Source organism: Gordonia sp. 852002-50816_SCH5313054-c (assembly GCF_001665925.1).
GTDB classification, from domain to species: Bacteria; Actinomycetota; Actinomycetes; order Mycobacteriales; family Mycobacteriaceae; genus Gordonia; species Gordonia jacobaea.
This window is the reverse complement of the sequence record NZ_LZTE01000060.1, coordinates 33,743-52,935: the sequence shown is the minus strand read 5'-3', so window position 1 is coordinate 52,935 and position 19,193 is coordinate 33,743. Positions and strand designations below refer to the sequence as shown.

Genomic DNA, 19,193 nt, shown 5'->3' with positions numbered 1-19,193 from the left:
CCGACCACACCGTCGACGTCACGAACCCTGGAGTCCCAGTGCGCGAGAGATGGTGAAGAACAGATCGGTCTGATCGGTCAAGCCGACGACGTTTGCCGCGCTCGGTCCGTACGCGGCGATCCGCACCTGCGTGCCCGTGTGGCCCTGATCCATCGCGTCCAGATTGTCCGACGTCCCGTACGACACCGTGAGCGGCTGGCCGTCCTTGCCGGTCAACACGCGGGTCAATCCCGGATAGATGGAGTCCTTCTCCACCTGCACGGGCAGTTTCGCATCGTCGGCGGCCTTCTGTACGTCGTCGGCAGTCATCGACTCGACGATCTGACTGCTGTGTGCGTGATCGGCGGTGACGATCACCAGTGTGTCGCGGTTTTCCTTGGCGTAGTCGAGCGCCACCTTCGTCGCCTCGTCGAGATCAACGGTCTCGCCGATCTGACCGCACGGGTTTGCGGCGTGATCCTGCTTGTCGATCGACGCGCCCTCGACCTGCAGGAAGAAACCCTTGTCGTTGCCCTTCAGGAGGTCGATGGACTTCTTCGTCATGTCGGCGAGCTTCGGAGTGGATGCGCCACGTTCAGGGTTGTCGGTGCACGTCGCGGCGGGTTCGAGGTAACCGCCCTTGGTCGCGACAGGTCCGTTCCAGCGGACAGGCATGTTGCCGTCGGCGAAGAGTCCGAGGACGGGGGAGTCCTGGTTGGCCATCGTCACCCCGTTGAGTTCGTCGGCGCTGCGCACCATCCGGTAGCCCCGCTCTTTCGCCTGGACCTCGAGCGTCTTGCCCCGGTATTCGCCTGCGGTGGCGGTTTGCTGGAATGACTTGGCGCCACCACCGAGCACGACGTCGGCTCGCGTTCCCAGCAACTGCTCGGTGATCGAACCCTTGCCACCCTTCTCCAAGGCGTCGGTCGGACACCTCTCGGATGTCTCCTCGGGCCCATAGCATTTGCGATTGGTGACGTGCGCGACCTGCACCGCGGGTGTGGCGTCCTGGATCTCAGCGGTGGTGACATCACCGGTCGCCTTGCCTGCCTTCTTGGCGAGTTCGAGCAGCGTCTGCTGGGAGCGGCCCTCGATGTCGACGGAGATCGCCCCGTTGTACGTCTTCGTGCCGGTCGACCACGCCGAACCGCTCGCCGCCGAATCGGTGACGTAGGTGGGCTTTCCGTCCTTGTCGAGCGAGTAGTGCGTGTACTGACCCGTCAGCGGCAAGGCGTCGATCCCACTGAAGGCGCCGCCCGCGCCCTGCGCGTAGTCGCGAGCAACGGTGATCTCGGAATCCCCCATGCCGTCACCGATCAGCAGGATGACGTTCTTGGCCCCGGAGTTTCGGATGGAGTCGGCGATGAGCGAACTGCGGTCGTCGCCAGCCCTCGTCGCCCCGCCATGTTCCGAAAGCTTGCCCTTGGCAACGGGATTCAACAGTGGTCCGGCCGCATCGTTGCTTCCGTCACCGCCGCACGCCGCCATCACCGTCGTCGCGCACACCAGAGCCGTGACCGCCATGTACCGATGTCGTCGCATCCGCATTCTCCCCATATCCGTCGTTTCACTGAACTCGGACATGGTCGTTGCGATATGTGAACAAAAGTTGTCGTGGGGTCGACGCTGGTGCGGCCACCCGACCACGACTCGGGTGGCCGCGCGACCTCAGCGCTTGAGCGGGCTGTAGAAGACCAGTCCGTTGCCCTTGTTGTCGTAAACGACTGCTCGACGCTCGTGCGCGTCGTCGTAGGGGCCCTTGATGATGGCGCCACCGCTTTCCTCGACAGCTTTCGCGTCACCGTCGACGTCATCGGTCTTGATGCCGACCACCACCTTGCCCGGTATCGGATGGTCGACGTCTGTGGCGAGCGCGAGCGTCAACGACCCGCCGTCGAGAGCGGCGAAATGCGCTCCGTCACGAAACTTGAGCGCCATGCCCAAGGTCTCGCTGTAGAACTTGATGGAATCGTCGAGATCATCCGTCGACAGAACGATCATGCGGACTTCGTGGTCACTCACGTGGGCCTCCTTTGGCCGAATCGAGCTTGCTCAGCGTGAACCCCAACCCCGGAATTCACGCTAGTGCACCCGACAGCCCGACGAACGGGACTTTCGGTCCGCACACACGCAGAAGCCCGCACATACGAAAGGCTCCCGACCTGTGTCAGATCGGGAGCCAGTGTCGTCGTCGTACCGCGCGTCAGCCGCGAACGGAGTCGAGCGCCTCGTTGAACGTCGCGCTCGGACGCATGACCTCAGCCAACTTGTCCGAATCCGGGGCGTAGTAACCGCCGATGTCGACGGCTTCGCCCTGCGCCTTGTTCAGCTCGGCCACGATCGCATCCTCGTTTTCGGCAAGCGTCTTCGCCAGCGGCTCAAAATGCTTGGCCAATTCCTCGTCATCGGTCTGTTTGGCCAGCTCTTGCGCCCAGTACATCGCGAGATAGAACTGGCTGCCACGGTTGTCGAGTTCGCCCGTGTTGCGCGACGGGCCCTTGTTGTTCTCGAGCAGTCGTCCCGTCGCCGCGTCGAGTGTCTTGGCGAGCACCTTGGCCTTCGGGTTGTCGTTCTTCTTGCCCAGATCCTCGAGGCTGACCGCAAGCGCCAGGAACTCACCAAGTGAATCCCACCGGAGATGGTTCTCCTCGAGGAGCTGCTTGACGTGCTTCGGGGCAGAACCGCCCGCACCTGTCTCGTACAGACCGCCGCCTGCCATCAGCGGGACGATCGACAGCATCTTGGCGCTGGTGCCGAGCTCGAGGATCGGGAAGAGGTCGGTCAGGTAATCACGCAGGATGTTGCCGGTGGCCGAGATCGTGTCGAGGCCGCGGATCAGACGTTCCATCGTGTAGCGGATGGCACGCACCTGCGACATGATCTGGATGTCGAGGCCTTCGGTGTCGTGATCCTTCAGGTAGGTGTTGACCTTGGTGATCAGCTCGTTCTCGTGGGGGCGGTAGGGGTCGAGCCAGAAGACCACCGGCATGCCCGACTCACGCGCACGCGTCACGGCCAGCTTCACCCAGTCGCGAATCGGCGCGTCGCGCACGATGCACATGCGCCAGATATCGCCCTCCTCGACGTTCTGGGACAGCAGGATCTCCCCGGTGTCGAGGTCGACGAAGTTCGCGACACCGTCGGCCGGGATCTCGAAGGTCTTGTCGTGCGAGCCGTACTCCTCGGCCTTCTGGGCCATCAGTCCGACGTTGGGCACTGTGCCCATCGTCGTCGGATCGAACTGCCCATTGGTCTTACAGAAGTTGACCATCTCCTGATAGATCCGCGAGAACGTCGACTCCGGGTTGACCGCCTTGGTGTCCTTGGGCCGACCATCGGCGCCATACATCTTGCCGCCGGCGCGGATCATCGCGGGCATCGACGCATCGACGATCACATCGCTGGGAGAGTGGAAGTTGGAGATGCCCCGAGCGGAGTCGACCATGGCGAGCTCCGGCCGGTGCTCGTGGCACTTGTGCAGGTCGTCGATGATCTCTTCTTTCTTCGACGCCGGCAGCGATTCGATCTTGGCGTACAGATCCGACAGCCCGTTGTTGACGTTCACGCCGAGTTCGTCGAAGAGGTCGCCATGCTTGGCGAACGCCTCCTTGTAGAAGGTGCGCACCGCGTGACCGAACACGATCGGGTGGCTGACCCGCATCATCGTCGCCTTGACGTGAAGCGAGAACATGACGCCCGTCTTGTAGGCGTCCTCCATCTCCTTTTCGTAGAACTCGATCAGCGCCTTCTTGCTCATGTACATGCTGTCGACGACATCGCCGTCGAGAAGCTTGACCTCGGGCTTGAGGACGATGGACTCGCCGTCGGCGGTGACCAGTTCCATCTTCACCGTGCGGTCGCCCTCGACTGTCATCGACTTCTCGCCGTGGTAGAAGTCGCCTTCACGCATGTGAGCGACGTGGGTACGCGACGCCATCGACCATTCGCCCATCGAATGTGGATGCTTGCGGGCATACTCCTTGACCGCCTTGGGCGCGCGACGATCCGAATTACCTTCTCGCAGTACAGGGTTCACAGCACTACCGAGGCACTTCGTGTACCGGTCGCGGATCTCCTTCTCTTCGTCGGTCTTCGGATTGCCCGGATAGTCGGGAATGGCGTATCCCTTGGCCTGCAGTTCCTTGATCGCAGCGAGCAACTGCGGAACCGAGGCGCTGATGTTGGGAAGCTTGATGATGTTGGTGTCCGGGTCCTGGGTGAGACGTCCCAGTTCGCCGAGGTGGTCGCCGACCTTCTGTTCGTCGGTCAGATAATCGGGGAATTCGGACAGGATGCGCGACGCAACGGAGATGTCGGAAGTCTCGACGTTGATGTCGGCGGAGTCGGCGAACGCCCGGATAACGGGCAGAAAGGCGTAGGTCGCCAGCATCGGCGCCTCGTCGGTCAGGGTGTAGATGATGGTCGGTTGCTTGTCGCTCATAACCTGCCTTCGCTCTCGAGTGCGGTCGCCCGACACAATTGGGTCGTGTGTCGCAACCGCTGGCCACGCGCGGGTGTGCGCGTCCAGCGTCAACCCTATTCCGTCAGCCAAACCCGTGCCGCACGTGCTCGCGAAATGAACTGGGTCGCGTCTCGCTGACAGCGTGTTCTCTGCCACTGAGGTGCGCTCGCGGTAGGGCCGACCGGCCATGGCAGACTCGACCGCGGTCCGTGAACGAGGTGCAACCGTGAGGTGACGATGGTGAACTCTGCCGTGGATGGGGCTCTGACGCTGACCGACACGTTCGAGGCGAACCGCTCGATCCAGCGGTCCGCAGCTGTCCGACTGTTCGCGGCCTCGAACTCCGCGATGTACGTCACGCTGATGGAGCGTCATCTCGATTTCGGAATTCGCCATTCCGAGTCAGAGCTAGCGATTCGCCTCGACCGCGACATCGCCGCACTCGGCACCTCCGACCAGCCCACCGGCCTCGATCTCATCAAGTCGTGGGCCAAGCAGGGGTGGCTGCACCGCGTCACCGACGCAGCATCGCCGTCGGCGCCCAACGTGTGCTTCCTGAGCACCGAGGCGCGCTCGGTGATCGCATACATGCGTCGGTTGCGGCGCGAGGACAGCGTCGCCACCGGCGGGTCCATCATGGGCGTGGCCGCCGGTCTGCACCGGGTCGCGACTCAGGTGACCGACGATCCGGAACGAATTCGCGAAGACATCGAGAGCCAGATCGACGAACTCGACGCCGAACTCGTCGAACTCAACGAGGGACGCCGTCGACCATTCGACCTGCGGGGAGCTGAGGACGAGGCTCGGGCGATCGCCTACCAGATGGAGCAGATCATCACCGACATCGGCCAGTACGGCGCGATGCTCGATCGCATCACCACAGCACTGCTCGACGACCCGCACGACTCCGACCTCGCCTACCGCGATCGACAGCGACAGATGTTCGACGACTACGAGTCCCTCCTCGAGTCATCCCAAAGCGCGTCCTATCACGCCTTCACCCAGATGATCCAGGATCCGGTGCAGCGCGCCCGCCTCATCTCCGACATCGAGCTCGTCGTCGACAGGCTGCCGAGTATCGACACCGGACTGCGCGCAGTGATGGAGAACTTCTTCCCGTTGGTCAGTGAGCAGATGGCCGAGGTCGGGCGAATCAGGCAGCGTTGTGCCCGTCGAATCCGACGGTTCGTCGCATCAGGAACTCTCGAGCAGAGCCGTGGCGTTGCCCGACAGCTCAACGACGCACTGGCCACCGCCAACGAGTTGCTCAAGGATTCACTCGCCGATCGTCGTCTCGGCTACGAGCTGCCGGTCGCAACGCCGCAGGTGACATCCATCGGTCGGCTCGCGTTCGAAATCCGCAATCCGGCACCGCCGGAGCAGGCACGACCCGCCGACGGACGCACCAACCTGGCATCATTCGCATCTCTCGCGGGGCAGGTCGACACGGTGGAACTCGCCGACGTGGTGAACGACAAGCTGACCGCGGGACCGCTGTCGTTGAGCGACGCGATCGCCGCGCTCGACGAGCCGTACCTCGCGCATGTCATCGTGTTGTGGTCGTGGGCCCTGCGCCAGCCTCGGGAAGCGCAGCGCCAGCCTCGGGAAGCACAGCGCCAGCCTCGGGAAGCACAGCGCCAGCCTCGGGAAATGCAGCGCGAGCCTGGGGAGGGGTCGTCGTTTGTGCGGTTCCGGTCGCTGGAGGGCGAGGACCGCGCGATCGAAGTGCCGACGCTGATGTTCAGCGAGCCCATCCCGTCCCAGTACAGCGATACCGATTCGATTCTCAGCACGGAAGCCGACGCCTGATGACCAGCACCGACACCACCGATCCGAACACTCCCGAGGCATCTACGGACGCCGCTGTCTCCACCGGCACGCCCGTCGACGAGTTCGCCGGATACGACGATCTGCCGACCGCGGCGACACACGGGAGGATCGACGGACCAGGCGCGCCCCGATTCGACGGTGATGTCTCTGCGATGCCCGATCGCGCATGCTGGGCGTTGCAGAATCTCCTCACGCGCAGGCATGTCAGTGGTGACCGCAACCCACAATTGTGGGCGTGGGTCACCGAGTATCAGGATGTGCTGCGCAGCCGCCTGTCGGAGCTCGACCTCCGACTGCGCCTTGTCGACGAGCTCCAGGTGGCATTCGTCGAGCAGGCCGGATACGAGTCACGTTGGGGCAGAAAGATTCTCAAGCGCGAGACCATCCAGACCTACGACGCTATCCTCGCCCTGCACCTCGCCAAGTTCCTGCGTTCGTCGCGCGAGGAGACAGCGATCATCACCCGTGAGGAGATCCACGAGATGTTCGCGGGCGTGACCAACACGATCGACCGCGACCTCGCGTTGTTCGACAAGCGGATCGAGCGCGCGATAGACAAGCTCGAAGAGCTCGACTTCTTACGCAGACACCGCGACGATCCCGACACGTTCACCGTCAGCCCGGTGATCACGGCGGTGATGACCGCCTCGGTGATCACCGACCTACAGCATCAGTTCGAGCAGTTCATCGGCGCGGGCGACACCGGTGACGATCTCGCCGTCGACGCCGATTCGGCGGGCGCAGAAGGCAACTCGACGCCCGCCGACCAGTCGGATTCCACCGACGAATACTCCGACGACGAAGGAGACGAGTGGTGAGTGATCTCGACAGGCTCGATCAGCGGGACAGGCTCGATCAGCGGGACAGGCTCGATCAGCGGGACAGGCTCGATCAGCGGGACACGCTCGATCAGCGGAGCACGCCCGATCGCGGCGAGGGGGACGAGCAGTACTACCTGTCCCGGTTGCAGCTCATCAACTGGGGAGTCTTCGACGGCTACCACTCCATCGGGTTCAGCCCGGGCGGCGCACTCATCACGGGCTCGTCGGGCAGTGGTAAATCGTCACTGCTGGACGCGATTTCGCTGGCCTTCCTGCCGGATCACCGTCGCAACTTCAATGCTTCTGGCGATACCACCGCGGCCGGTTCGTCCGGCGGTCGACGCACCGTCGGCAAGTACGTGCGTGGTGCGTGGGGCGAGCGTCGCGACGCAACGGGAGCACACCGCGAGATCATGTATCTCCGCGGAAGCGGCCCAGCCTGGGCGGCGATCGCCGTCACCTACACCTCGACGTCGGGCACAGCCATCACCGGACTGGTGCTGAAGTGGCTTGGCGCAGGCAAACTCACCGATGCCCATAGCGCGTACTTCATCCACGACGGTGACGTCGACATCGTCGACGCCTGCAACGAGTGGGCCGCGAATGGCTACAGCGCCGCCCGGTTCCGCGACCGCGGCTGGCAGGGCGGTCCGGGAGAGGGCAAGTATCTGTCGACCCTGTACTCGTTGATCGGTATCCGCGGCTCGGATGCCGCACAGCAGTTGCTCGGAAAGGCCAAGTCGCTCAAGAGCGTTGGCGGACTCGCACAGTTCGTACGCGAGTTCATGCTCGACGAACCCACGAGCATCGCAGGCATCTCCGACGCACTCGAGCAGATCGATCCACTGGTCGAGGCGCGTGAACTCCTCGACGTATCCCGGCGCAAGCGCACCATCCTCGACAACGTCGAGGCGATGCAGGAGCGCTATGCGGCGGAGTCGGCGACCTTCACGGTTCTCGACACCATCGAGCCCGAGGTCGTCCGCTCGTACGTCACCAACCTGCGGCTGCACAATGCCGAACCCGAGATCGCCGACCTCGACGATCAAATCGCCCGCCTCGATTCCGACCTCGCCGCGCTCAACTCGCAGCACGATCAACTCCGCCGGGATCACAGCCACCTTCTCGGTCGGATCGCAACGTCGACAGGCGATCTCGCGCCGCTGCAGGAACAACTCTCGACGGCGCAGAAGGCGAGCAACGAGGCGTCGATCCGTCGCGCCACCTATGAACACAAGATCTCCGCGCTCGGATTCGACATTCCGGAAGACGGTGAGGCGTTCTGGGAGTTACGCGAGCACCTGATGGAGGAGGCCACCCGACTCGACGGTCAACTCGAGGCGGGCAAGCCACATTTCGCCGAGACCCTCGCCACCGAGGTCGCTGCGCGCTCCCAACGCGACGCTGCCCGTGACGAACTCGAGCGCGTGCGCCACGCCGGCTCCGCGCTGCCTCGCGCCGAACACGAGATGCGTCGAATCATCGCCAATGCACTCCAACTCGACGAGTCCGAACTGCGGTATGTCGCCGAACTCGTCGAGCTCGAACCCTCTGCCGAGAGGTGGCGGCTGGCAGTCGAGAAGGTCCTGCGTAACGCCGGGCTGCGACTCCTGGTGCCGGACAATCATTTTGCGGCTGCCCTCAAGTTCGTCAACGAGCACGACATGCGCGGGCGGATTCAGCTCCACCACGCAGAGACGCGTCCCGCGCCGATGGTGGAGCCGGGCACGCTCGGGGCGACGCTCCGGGCGGCCGAACCCGACCACCCGTGCACCAACGAGGCCCTCACGATCCTTGCCAAACTCGGCAATTACGTGTGCGTCGATTCCACCGCGGATTTCGTCGAACACACCAAGGCCGTGACCGACCGTGGCCTTCGCAAGGACTCGGCGAAGCTCGCCATCAAGGACGACCGTCAGCAGTTGCGTCCGTCCCAGTACATCTTCGTCGGAAACGTGAGCGCGAAAATCGCTGCGCTGCAGGAAGAACTCGAGTCCGAGAACGAGCTGTACGAGCAGGCGCGAGCTCGCAGTGCCGAACTCGACCGAGAGCGCACAGCCAAGGAGCAGCGACGCGACGCCTACCGACGGGTCTGCGAACAGTTCGCCGCGTGGAACGAGATCGACCTCGATACCGCTGACGACCGCGTCGACGCGCTCACCGAACAGTACGAGCTCCTCATGGAGGAGAATCCCGACACCGAGGCGCTGCAACGCAAGGCCGAGGACATCTGGGAGCAGGTCCGCGCCGCCATTTCGCAGGCCGCACTCGTGCGGGACAAGATCGCCACCCACGACAAGCGTCGTACTCAACTACTCGACCTGGTCGACAGGTTGAAGATCGAACCCGTCTCTGCCCACGCGGAGGCGACGCTCGATCGCTTCCGCGAGGAGTCCGCGGCGGTGCTCGACGTGCTCGCACCGGATCCGTTCCGCCAGGATCTACTCAAAGCCGTTGGGCGCGAGCGTGATCGGACGCGCGCCGACACTCGACGTTCGCGCGACGAATTGGGTCGCGTCCTCGACGCCTACGACAAGGAGTTCCCGGACGCGATCCCGAACGACAGCGACGATTTCGACGAGCGCGTCCACGACTATGTCGCGCTGTGCCGCCGCATCGACGAGCGCGAGCTGCCTGCCGCCTACGAGCGAATGCGACGACTCATCACCGAGCAGGCGCCGGGCGCGATCCTGAGTCTGCACATGGCGGCCGAGGCCGAGGAGCGACGGATCGTCGAGCAGATCGAGCGGGTCAACTCCGGGCTCGGCTCGGTGGCCTTCAACCGCGGAACCCGCCTACGGCTCTGCCCCGGTCGCAAGACTCTCGCGGCAGTCGCCGAACTGACCGACAAGGCGCGGCAGATCTCGTCGCGAACCGCAGCCGTCGGATTCGGCGACGAGGAGGCCATCCTCGAGCAGTATGCCGACATACTGCTTCTGCGTGAACGACTCGCCGGTGCAACGCCCGAAGACCGTCAGTGGACGCGAGACGCACTCGACGTGCGTAATCGGTTCGACTTCTACTGCGAGGAACGCGACGCCGAGACCGGCGAGACCATCCGCACGTACAGCAACGCGGGCGACAACTCGGGTGGTGAGCAAGAGAAGTTGATGGCGTTCTGCCTCGCAGGGGCGTTGAGCTTCAACCTGGCGAGTCCGCACGGCAAGGGAAACCGTCCCATCTTCGCGCAGTTGATGCTCGACGAGGCGTTCTCGAAGTCCGACCCGCAGTTCGCGCAGCAGGCACTCGCGGCGTTCCGCAAGTTCGGCTTCCAGTTGATCATCGTCGCAACGGTGCAGAACACCAGCACGATCCAGCCCTACATCGACAACGTCGTCATGGTGTCGAAGACCGAGGACGTCAACAGCCGTCCCATCGCCACCGCGATCTCGACGTCGATCCAGACGTTCTCGGATCTACGTCGAACGAGCACGAGCCGTCTGCCCGTCTGAGCGCACCGACCACCACTGACCAACGAGGGCCTCGGCTGGTAGCAACCAGCCGAGGCCCTCGTTGATCAGAGCGTCGCGTCAGGACGAGTAGTCGTAGAAACCCTTGCCCGACTTCTTGCCGAGGTAGCCCGCCTCGACCATGCGCCGCAACAGGGGCGGCGGCGCGTAGTGGGGCTGGCGGAACTCGTCGTACAGCGATTCGGCGACGTCGAGAACGACGTCGAGTCCGACGGTGTCGCTGAGCGTCAACGGGCCCATCGGGTGTCCGCAGCCGTTCACCATCCCGGTGTCGATGTCTTCCTTGGTGGCGTAGCCGCTCTCGTACATGCGGATGGCGTCGACCAGGTAGGGGATGAGCAAGGCGTTCACGACGAAGCCGCCGCGGTCGCCTGCCTGAATCGTCTTCTTACCGAGGTGATCTCGCGCGTACTCGGTGACGGTCGCCACTGCCTCTGGCGAGGTCGCCAAGCTGGAGATGATCTCCACGAGCGGCATGACCGGCACCGGATTGAAGAAGTGCACACCGACAACGCGACTCGGGTCTGCGACGTCCTTGGCGATACGGATGATCGGGATCGAAGACGTGTTGGTGGCGAGGATCGCGGTCGGAGCGGTGATCTTGTCGAGTTCGGCGAAGAAACCCACCTTGAGTGCCTCGATCTCGGGCAGGGCCTCGATGACGAGTTCGCGGTCGGCGAAGTCGGACACCGAGGTGGTCAGCGTCAGACGGGCCAACGCCTGCTCGGCATCGTCGGCGCTGATCTTCGACTTCGAGACCGCACGGTTGATCGACTTCTCGATGCGTGCGCGGGCCGCGTCAGCCGCAGCCTGGTCGCGCTCGAGAACGAGGACGTCGTCACCCGCGCGGATCGCGATCTCGGCGATACCGGCACCCATCGTGCCGCCGCCGACTACTCCGAGCTGTGTCATGGAGCTCCTCCAGATTGTGAAACGTGGTCGCAGGTCAGCCTACTGCGCAAGGGCCACACGAAATGAACCCGAGGTCGCGGCGGGGGTCCACCAACCCGATCAGGCTGTGAGCGCGGTGATCGCACTGTGCGGCAGCGCATAGGAGTGATGCCCATCTCGTCCGGTCATGTCTTCGGCGCCCGCGAGCGCGTTGAGCACGGCTTCCTCGACCGCATACACCGTCGCCGCGTAGAGCGCGTCCATCCGATTCCACGGCATCACAGTCTGGGTGGTGAGGAGGACGTCGCTGTCCGATAGCGGAAATCCCGTCGTGGAGGAGCGATCATCTGCCGTCGAGAAGGCGAGGAACAGATCACCGGAGAACAGTGATCCGGTCGTACCGGTTCTGGCTAGTCCCATCGGGACTCTTCGCGCCATAGCCGTGCACTGTGCGGATGTTGTCGGAGCATCCGTAGCCACGATGACGATGACCGACCCGGCACCGCCCGGAACAGAGAGGTCGTGCTCCAACCACGGCTCCGTCTCCATCGGGTTGGGGACGTCGACCCGAGTTCCCACCGGTATTCCCGCAATGGTCAGTTCGCTGCGCGAGCCGAAGTTCGCCTGGACGAAAGCCCCAACGGTGAACTCGTGCGTCCCGATCTCGACGGCGCGTGACGCTGTGCCGCTACCCCCCTTGAAGCCGTAACAGTTCATCCCGGTACCGCCACCCACGTTGCCTTCGGCTGGCGCCGCTGCCGAAGCGGAATCAAGTGCACCACGCACGGCGTTCGCCGTGACATGGCCGCCATTGATGTCGTTGAGGTAGCCGTCCCATGTCTCTGCGCACACCGGCAGCAGCCATTGTCTGCCCAGCACAGGATCTAAGTCGTTGATCCACTCGATCACTGCGGCATGGCACGTTCCAACGGCGTGCGTATTGGAGATCGTGATCGGCAGTGAGAGTTCTCCCACCTCGTTGATCCAGTGGGCACCCGTCATCTCGCCGTTTCCGTTCAGCGAGTAGAAACCTGCCGAACATGGCCTACCCACACCGTTTCTGCCACGCGGGAGAAGTGCCGTCACTCCTGTGCGCACCGGCCCGTGGCCGACCTCGAGCGGACCTGCCCCCTCGATGAGCGTGGTGTAGCCGACCTCGACGCCTGCAACGTCGGTGATCGCATTCTTCGGTCCGGGCGTGCCGGGAAGCGTGACCCCGAGATCGCGAATGCGTGGCCGACTCATGACGTTGCGTTTCGGTTCATCGGGGCACAGTCCGCTCCGACAATGTCGGGACAACCCGTTGCGGTACGCGCGTACGACGAGATCAATTGCACTGCACGGGAATAGGAGAGTGACGCATTTGCGGTGATTATGTGCAAGCCGTATCCGTCCTCGAGTGTCACCAGGTTCGCCGCGATGTCGACTGACGGCTCGGTCAGCGTGAAGTGTCCTTGCGCAACACCGACATCCAGAATTCCCATGTACAGGGCAACCTGTTTGTCGAAGAGCGCGGTGACCAGGATCGCGTGGTCATCGCGCAACCCGAGATGCGAATCGAGTTGATAGAGCGCAGATACCAATGCGTCGTCCCCCGATCGCGGAAGGCCCGCGGAGATCATCACTCGCAGCCGGTCGCGAGCATCTGCGAGTGACGAGACCTCGCGAAGGCGGGCCGCGTAAAACCTGTCGCTTGCGAGCCTGTGCACTTCTTTCAGCAGTGTCTCGAAATCGGTGAAGTAGTAGTGAATGGTTCCTGTCGACACACCGGCGATGGCCGCGATGTCGGCGATACGGAGGGCCGCCAGACCGCGATCACGTATCGCGACGAGCGTCGCTGTAACTATCGCATCCCTCGCCGCGGCCTGGTCTTTGCGCCGAGCCATGACCCTCCTGTTTCGCCAGTTAACTTCTGATTACGCGCCTTTCTACGCATTGACAGCATAAACACATAATTCTTTGATTGACCAATCAAGGAATTTTCCCGGTCACTGGAAGGAGCACGCATGACCGACATCAACCCGCGCATCGCGCCGGCAGCAGGCGTCGCATACGAACAGCAACTCTCCCGGAGCCTCACGATGCGGGAGAACATCTTTATCACCCTGTCGTCGGTCACTCCGGCGTCAAGCGTGTTCATCATCGTTCCGGCCATCCTCTTGGCGGCAGGCGGCGCTTCGGTCCTGACAATGGCCATCGCCGCGGTAGCTGCCATCTTCGTGGGCATGTGTTACGCGGAGCTGGCAGCGACCTATCCGGTAACGGGTGGTGAATACACCTGGGCGGCAAGACTTCTGGGTCGGCCAGCGGGATTCGCATTGTTCTTGCTCACACTCGTCAGCGGTATCTTCATCATCGCGGTGATCGCGTTGGGTACAGGTGAATATCTCGGGGTTGCGTGGTCCGGGCTGTCCGGCAAGTGGATTGGGGTGGGGGTCATCGTCGTCACGACGGTCGTCGCCACGTTGAACATCCGAACCAATGCTTGGGTCACCGGACTCTTTCTCGTGATCGAGATAGCTGCCGTGACTGTGCTGGCGATACTGGGTTTTGCGCATGTGTCGCGCGGTCCGGGGGAGTTCGTCCACGCACAAACCATCGTCGACGGCTCACTGAGCCCTGTTGGATTCTCGGCCCTCGTCACGCTCGTACCGGTGGCGCTGTTCGCCTACAACGGATACGGAGCGGCCGTGTACTACGTCGAGGAAACGAAGAACGCCGGCAAGATGATAGGGCGGGTGATCATGGTCTGTCTCGCCGTTACCGTCGCCGTTGAGATCATCCCTCTGATGGCAGTGGTCGTCGGGGCACCATCGATGAAAGATCTTCTCTCGGCCGAGGCACCGATGAACTACTTTCTCATCGCACGCGGAGGGCCGACGCTCAACGTTGTCATCAGCGTCGGCATTGCGATCGCGATCATCAATGCGGTCATCGCGATCATTCTGCAGATCGCGCGACTCGTATTCGCATCGGCCCGCGACCGATCGTGGCCGAAGCCGGTCGACGACGTGCTCGGCCGCGTGCATCCTCGCCTGCACACACCCGTTGCCGCCACTGTGCTGGTTGGCCTGGTGGCGGCCGTCGCCGCCGCGTTCCTGCCACTCGACTGGCTCGTCAATGCAACCGGAGCAACCACGGTGGTGCTCTACCTGATGGTCGCGTGTGCGGCGCTACGTCTGCGACGCAGGGGAGCACCGACGAGCCGTGGCTACCGAATGCGCTTGTGGCCTCTGGCCCCGCTCGTCGTGATCGCGGTGTGCCTCTACGTCTGCTATCAGCTCATCACACCGGGGACATGGGTCCAATTGGCGATCGCGGTCGGCACGCTGGTCGCGGGTGCCCTGTACTACATCGCCTATCTCTACCCGCGTCGTGCCGATCGGTGGACTCTGCCCGACCCGATACACGAGGACGTGTGAGTGGCGTGCAGATTCAGATCATGTTCTTCCTGGTGAGCCAATGCATCACCGGCCACCCGATGAACACCGGAAGCCAACAGGTCAGTACGCGGTAGAGCAGCACACCCGGGACAGCAACTGCCGAAGGAACACCAAACGCCGCCAGGCCACCGATCAGTGCCGCCTCGACGGCCCCGACACCGCCGGGCGTCGGGGCGGCGGAGGCCAACGTCCCGCCGACCATCGTGACCACGGTGACTGTGATGAACGAGACATTCCCCCCGAACGCGTGCACGCTTGCCCAGAGCGCGAGTGCACCGCCGAGAGTCGTTGCGCCACAACCCAGTGTGATGATGCCGAGCCGTTTGGGTTCACGCGCCACCGCGCGCAGGTCGGCGAATACCTCGATGAGTCGTGGACGCAACGAGGCACCGAGCCAGTGGCGAAGCGTCGGAATGAACAAGAAAAGACCGATCGCACCGAGCACGATTCCCGCGACGAGGTAGAGCACCGTCGCCGAGGGAACGAAATGCGACAGGTTGGCAGAGGTTCCTGCGATCGCAGTGAAGAACAACAACAGCACCACATGCACGATCACCTGCACGCTCTGCTGCAGCGCGACAGCAGTCGTCGCCCGAACACCCCCGAGACCGGCCTTCTGCAGAAACCGCGTGCTGAGCGCGAGTCCACCGACGCCGGCCGGAGTTGTCGTCGCGGCGAATGTGTTGGCGAACTGCATAACGGTGAGCTTCCACATGCTCGTGAGACCGTCGGCGCAGGCCCATAGGGCGGCCGCTGCGCCGACGTAGGTGAACATCGACGCCGCCAGACCGGCCGATGCCCACGCCCAGTCGAGGGTGCGTAATTCACTGAAGAAGGTCGGCACCGTGCTGATGAACGGGTAGGCCACGTAGACCAGCGCCACCAGCAGGACCAACTGGATGATCTGGGAGCGACTGAACCTCGTGATGGTCTCGGCACGGATCTCGTCTGCGCCTGTCTGCGAACGGATCTCATCGCGCGCCGACGACATCACCTTCTTGGCGTCGCTCAGCTGGTCGCGTATCCGCCTCGGCAACGCCGACGAGCTCAACCGTCGTGACGCGGTCAGGACCGCGTCGGCTCCGAACGCATTGATCGCCGCGGTGACGCCGGGCTCCGGACCGTAGAGGTCGGTTGTGGTGGCGAGCAATTGAGCAATGTCGGACTGGAGCTGGACATCGGTGGCACCGAACTCCGCGAAGTGAAAACCGCCGAACACGATGCGGCCATCGGTGATGGTGATTTGCGCCGCCCGAAGGTCGCCGTGGGCAATCCGCTCCGCGTGCAGCGTGTGCAACGCGGCCCAGATGTCGGCCACCGCGACGTCGTCGCGGCACGTGTGGAGGGGCGTGCCGCGGGGCGGTGTACACGCGTACATCATCCAATCCCGATCAAGGGGCGCAACGGCGACAACACGACTGTTCGACAGACTGAGGTCGTCGACGACGGACGTCATGAGTCCGCGGTGCTCGACCATTCGATGCGCAGATAGCTGCAGCGGTGCTGTTTCCTCCGAGCGCAGTCGGATCTTGCGCCAGAACTCGCGCAGCAGACCTGCGCTGCGCTGATTAGGTCCGTACATGTCGACGATGATGTCGTCGTCGGCGTGGGCGACGAGTTCGAGCGGTCCGCGACTGGCCGGCCGGACCACGCGGAGCGCGGTCACGCGCACACCCCGTTGTTCCAGCATCCGTACCGCATCTTCGAGCGGCACGACCAGCGCGGGCGTGCCCGCGACCCACACAACCAGTGAGCCGACGAACCAACCGGTCGCGAGCCCCAGGACCGCGCGCGCGGGTACGACGGCGCTCACCACGAGGTGGATGGGGACGAAGGCCAGGAGCAGGATCCACCACCAGCGTCGCCAGCGGGCGGGAAGCCACGGTCCCGACACCGTCAGGACGGCGGCAAGCATCGCGATCCAGCGCGGATCGTCGAGGAATTGCGACAGCAGCGAATCGAGCCGTTCGTTGCGATCGAAATGCCATGTCGGGGCGGCGATACCGTTCTCGCTGACCGACAGCGCTAGAAAGCTGATCGCGGCTGCCGTCGCGTACGCCCAGAGCAGTCGCCATTGTCGAGCGGCGAGCAGACCGACGAGGATCATGAACGGGAGTGCCAGAATCGCGATGCCGTACGCGAGATAGACCAACCCGGCCTGGGTGGGCGTCAACACTCCGACGATGTCGGAGATCGACTTCTCCAGTGCCACCCAGTCGCCCCGGGTGATCAGTGAGCTCACGATGACGACAATCAGCACGATCGCCGAGGTAATGAGACGAAGGATGTCCGACGTACGCCGCGTCAGCGGCTGCAGCAGGTCACCGGAGACGGTGACCTCACGTCCGTCGACATCCATCCGCTGCTCGTGTCTTCCCACGTTTCGGCGCACCGACGGTGTGCCGGGCGTAGTCAGACCCCAACATATCGGGACATGCGGCCACAACCCGGGAGGCGACGGGTTACCGAGCCGCTCGCGCTCTCTCGACCACCAGCGCACCGAGGCTCGCGAGATCGGAGTCGGCGTGTGATTGCCTCACGTAGACCTGGAGGTCGGCGACGGCTTGAGCGTGCTCGGCATCGTGGACCAGCGGGCCGGGTCCCAGCGCGCGCCCGACCCGGTCGATCACGGCGCTTGCACGTTGTTCGACCGACCAGCGAACGCAGAAAGCGCGTCGTCTGGCCGCCGCGATGTCTGACGGGTTGGCATCGACCTCGCATGCAGCCACGTCGAGGAGTGCCACAGCCGTCGCGATCTCGGCTTCGACGGCGCCGAGGTGCATCAAGAGGATGTCCGACAGCCCACTGTGCGCCGACGACGCCTTGGCGTACAGCACGTCGGCAACTTTCTGCGTACCGCCAACCCAGCAGGCCGCCACACCGATTCCTCCGTGCCAGAACCCGGCGCGATCAAGGTAGGCACCACGCTCACCGACCGGTCGGCCGACGACGCCGTCGAGGACGACGGTTCCGGTCTCGGTGCGATTCATGCCCGCGTTGGTCCAGTCGGCAGGCTCTCGGCGTACACCCTCCGCGCCGAGTTCGACGGCGAACATTCGACGCTCACCACCGCCGTTGAGAACGTCCGCGGTGATCAGTGCGTGATCACACGACAAGACTCCCGAACACCACGGCTTTGCTCCGGTGAGGAGCCACCGGCCTCCGCGCCGAAGCTCAGCGGTCACGCGCGGCACGGGAGGCTCCGCGGCCCACACGCCCCAGAACTCACCTGGTTCGGTGCCACGGCCGGTCAACTCGTGGAGAATGGCATCGGCGTCGAAGTGCGCCTCCACCAGCCGTCCGACGGCGATGTCGACATGACAGAGCTCCCGCAGGGTTCCCCATCGCGTCCGTGTCTCGCTCGCGCCGGGAAGCGGGACGGCAAGGCCGTCGTCAAGGAGATCGCGAGCTCGCGCCGAGGCGTCGTCGATCATGCGTAGCCTCCCGTCTGAGCGGTGGCGGGAAATGATGGAGCGGGACATGAGGCGGAATCGAGCGACCGTAGGTAAGCGGCGAATCCGTGCTCTGCCCGACCTTGTGCACGGGTGGATGTGATCACCGGCGCATGATGCGACGAGACGACCCGCGCACCGAAAGCTCGGACACGATGCACCAATTCGACGTCCTCGCCGTGGGGTATCGGCGCAAACCCGCCCACCGCGTGATAGGTGGTGGCGCGCATTCCGAGGTTCGCGCCATGAATGTGACTGTGTCCCTCCCTATTCCGATACGACTCGGTGTAGCGACGCTCGACATGTCGCGTCCACCCCGTCCATCCGTCGGGCGTCACGGTGCCGAGGTAGCAGTCGGCACCGTCGTCGGCGAAGTGAAGTTGCTGCTGGAACCAGTTTGGCGGCACCCGGCTATCGGCGTCGGTGCTGGCAAACCACGTCGCAGCGTCATCGACGGCACGCCCGGTGCCGTGTCGCGCGAAGCCTTCTCGACGCGCGGCCCCCACAGAGCCGAAGGAACACGAAATCACTCTCACGCCGAGTGGTATTCGACGTGCGGTCGCATCCGTACAGTTGTCGAGGACCACCGTCACTGCCACCTCGTGCGGGGTGTTGCGCGCCGCGACGAGAACGCTCGTCACACAATCGGCGACGAGATCTTCCTCATTGTGCGCCGGCACCACAACGGCAATCCGGTTGACGGCAGTCGGTGAGGTAGCGGCAGTCGGTGAGACAGCCGTAGTAGATGAGACAGGGGTAGTAAATGCACGCACGGGGCCCCCAGGACGGGTCGGACGATCGCGATGCCCATTGGCTGAAGGCGTGGTTACCCAACTCTAGCCCGT

Annotated in this window: 13 protein-coding genes; 4 read left to right on the top strand and 9 right to left on the bottom strand. The window is 63.9% G+C overall.

What is annotated here, in order from left to right:
- Positions 1-18 precede the first annotated feature (18 nt).
- From phoA to A5788_RS15330, 3 genes are all read right to left on the bottom strand, one after another.
- On the bottom strand, positions 19-1,521 hold the full coding sequence (gene phoA, locus A5788_RS15340; RefSeq protein ID WP_082937902.1) for an alkaline phosphatase: 1,503 nt from the start codon (positions 1,519-1,521) through the stop codon (positions 19-21).
- A 126-nt stretch (positions 1,522-1,647) separates the two neighbouring features.
- On the bottom strand, positions 1,648-2,001 hold the full coding sequence (locus tag A5788_RS15335; RefSeq protein ID WP_005203020.1) for a VOC family protein: 354 nt from the start codon (positions 1,999-2,001) through the stop codon (positions 1,648-1,650).
- 181 nt (positions 2,002-2,182) lie between these two features.
- The gene (locus tag A5788_RS15330; RefSeq protein WP_005203021.1) at positions 2,183-4,420 is read right to left on the bottom strand and encodes an NADP-dependent isocitrate dehydrogenase; all 2,238 of its coding nucleotides are present in this window, start codon (positions 4,418-4,420) and stop codon (positions 2,183-2,185) included.
- 258 nt (positions 4,421-4,678) lie between these two features.
- On the opposite strand from A5788_RS15330, the gene A5788_RS15325 reads away from it, so the two are divergent.
- The 3 genes from A5788_RS15325 to A5788_RS15315 all read left to right on the top strand — a co-directional run bounded on the left by A5788_RS15325 (position 4,679) and on the right by A5788_RS15315 (position 10,544).
- Entirely contained in the window at positions 4,679-6,250 is a 1,572-nt protein-coding gene (locus A5788_RS15325; RefSeq protein ID WP_064869365.1) for a DUF3375 domain-containing protein, read from the top strand.
- Positions 6,250-7,089, top strand: a complete 840-nt coding sequence (locus tag A5788_RS15320) for a DUF4194 domain-containing protein (protein WP_064869337.1) — start codon at positions 6,250-6,252, stop codon at positions 7,087-7,089. Before A5788_RS15325 ends, A5788_RS15320 begins: the two co-directional genes overlap by 1 nt.
- Before the next feature lie 137 nt (positions 7,090-7,226).
- On the top strand, positions 7,227-10,544 hold the full coding sequence (locus A5788_RS15315) for an ATP-binding protein (RefSeq protein WP_039854616.1): 3,318 nt from the start codon (positions 7,227-7,229) through the stop codon (positions 10,542-10,544).
- A 78-nt stretch (positions 10,545-10,622) separates the two neighbouring features.
- Here A5788_RS15315 and A5788_RS15310 read toward each other — a convergent pair whose 3' ends face one another.
- The 3 genes from A5788_RS15310 to A5788_RS15300 form a co-directional block, all read right to left on the bottom strand.
- Positions 10,623-11,474, bottom strand: a complete 852-nt coding sequence (locus A5788_RS15310) for a 3-hydroxybutyryl-CoA dehydrogenase (protein WP_005203029.1) — start codon at positions 11,472-11,474, stop codon at positions 10,623-10,625.
- Positions 11,475-11,573: 99 nt separating this feature from the next.
- On the bottom strand, positions 11,574-12,698 hold the full coding sequence (locus A5788_RS15305; protein WP_064868392.1) for a DmpA family aminopeptidase: 1,125 nt from the start codon (positions 12,696-12,698) through the stop codon (positions 11,574-11,576).
- Entirely contained in the window at positions 12,695-13,339 is a 645-nt protein-coding gene (locus A5788_RS15300; RefSeq protein ID WP_064868389.1) for a TetR/AcrR family transcriptional regulator, read from the bottom strand. The genes A5788_RS15305 and A5788_RS15300 overlap by 4 nt, the downstream gene beginning before the upstream one ends.
- Positions 13,340-13,459: 120 nt before the next feature.
- Here A5788_RS15300 and A5788_RS15295 point away from each other — a divergent pair, with 120 nt between their 5' ends.
- Positions 13,460-14,875 (top strand): APC family permease, encoded by a 1,416-nt coding sequence (locus A5788_RS15295; RefSeq protein ID WP_064868386.1) that lies wholly within the window; start codon positions 13,460-13,462, stop codon positions 14,873-14,875.
- Positions 14,876-14,888: 13 nt separating this feature from the next.
- On the opposite strand, the gene A5788_RS15290 is transcribed toward A5788_RS15295, so the two are convergent.
- From A5788_RS15290 to A5788_RS15280, 3 genes are all read right to left on the bottom strand, one after another.
- Positions 14,889-17,255, bottom strand: a complete 2,367-nt coding sequence (locus A5788_RS15290; protein ID WP_064868383.1) for a lysylphosphatidylglycerol synthase transmembrane domain-containing protein — start codon at positions 17,253-17,255, stop codon at positions 14,889-14,891.
- Between the two features lie 103 nt (positions 17,256-17,358).
- Complete coding sequence (locus tag A5788_RS15285; protein ID WP_064868380.1) at positions 17,359-18,330, bottom strand: acyl-CoA dehydrogenase family protein; 972 nt, start codon at positions 18,328-18,330, stop codon at positions 17,359-17,361.
- Positions 18,327-19,121, bottom strand: a complete 795-nt coding sequence (locus A5788_RS15280; RefSeq protein ID WP_064868377.1) for a glycosyltransferase — start codon at positions 19,119-19,121, stop codon at positions 18,327-18,329. Before A5788_RS15280 ends, A5788_RS15285 begins: the two co-directional genes overlap by 4 nt.
- Positions 19,122-19,193: the final 72 nt, after the last annotated feature.

Coding starts and splice junctions, on each gene's coding strand:
- phoA (WP_082937902.1), bottom strand. CDS start 1,521: ATGCGACGACATCGGTACATGGCGGTCACGGCTCTGGTGTGCGCGACG.
- A5788_RS15330 (WP_005203021.1), bottom strand. CDS start 4,420: ATGAGCGACAAGCAACCGACCATCATCTACACCCTGACCGACGAGGCG.
- A5788_RS15325 (WP_064869365.1), top strand. CDS start 4,679: ATGGTGAACTCTGCCGTGGATGGGGCTCTGACGCTGACCGACACGTTC.
- A5788_RS15320 (WP_064869337.1), top strand. CDS start 6,250: ATGACCAGCACCGACACCACCGATCCGAACACTCCCGAGGCATCTACG.
- A5788_RS15310 (WP_005203029.1), bottom strand. CDS start 11,474: ATGACACAGCTCGGAGTAGTCGGCGGCGGCACGATGGGTGCCGGTATC.
- A5788_RS15305 (WP_064868392.1), bottom strand. CDS start 12,698: ATGAGTCGGCCACGCATTCGCGATCTCGGGGTCACGCTTCCCGGCACG.
- A5788_RS15300 (WP_064868389.1), bottom strand. CDS start 13,339: ATGGCTCGGCGCAAAGACCAGGCCGCGGCGAGGGATGCGATAGTTACA.
- A5788_RS15295 (WP_064868386.1), top strand. CDS start 13,460: ATGACCGACATCAACCCGCGCATCGCGCCGGCAGCAGGCGTCGCATAC.
- A5788_RS15290 (WP_064868383.1), bottom strand. CDS start 17,255: ATGGATGTCGACGGACGTGAGGTCACCGTCTCCGGTGACCTGCTGCAG.
- A5788_RS15285 (WP_064868380.1), bottom strand. CDS start 18,330: ATGATCGACGACGCCTCGGCGCGAGCTCGCGATCTCCTTGACGACGGC.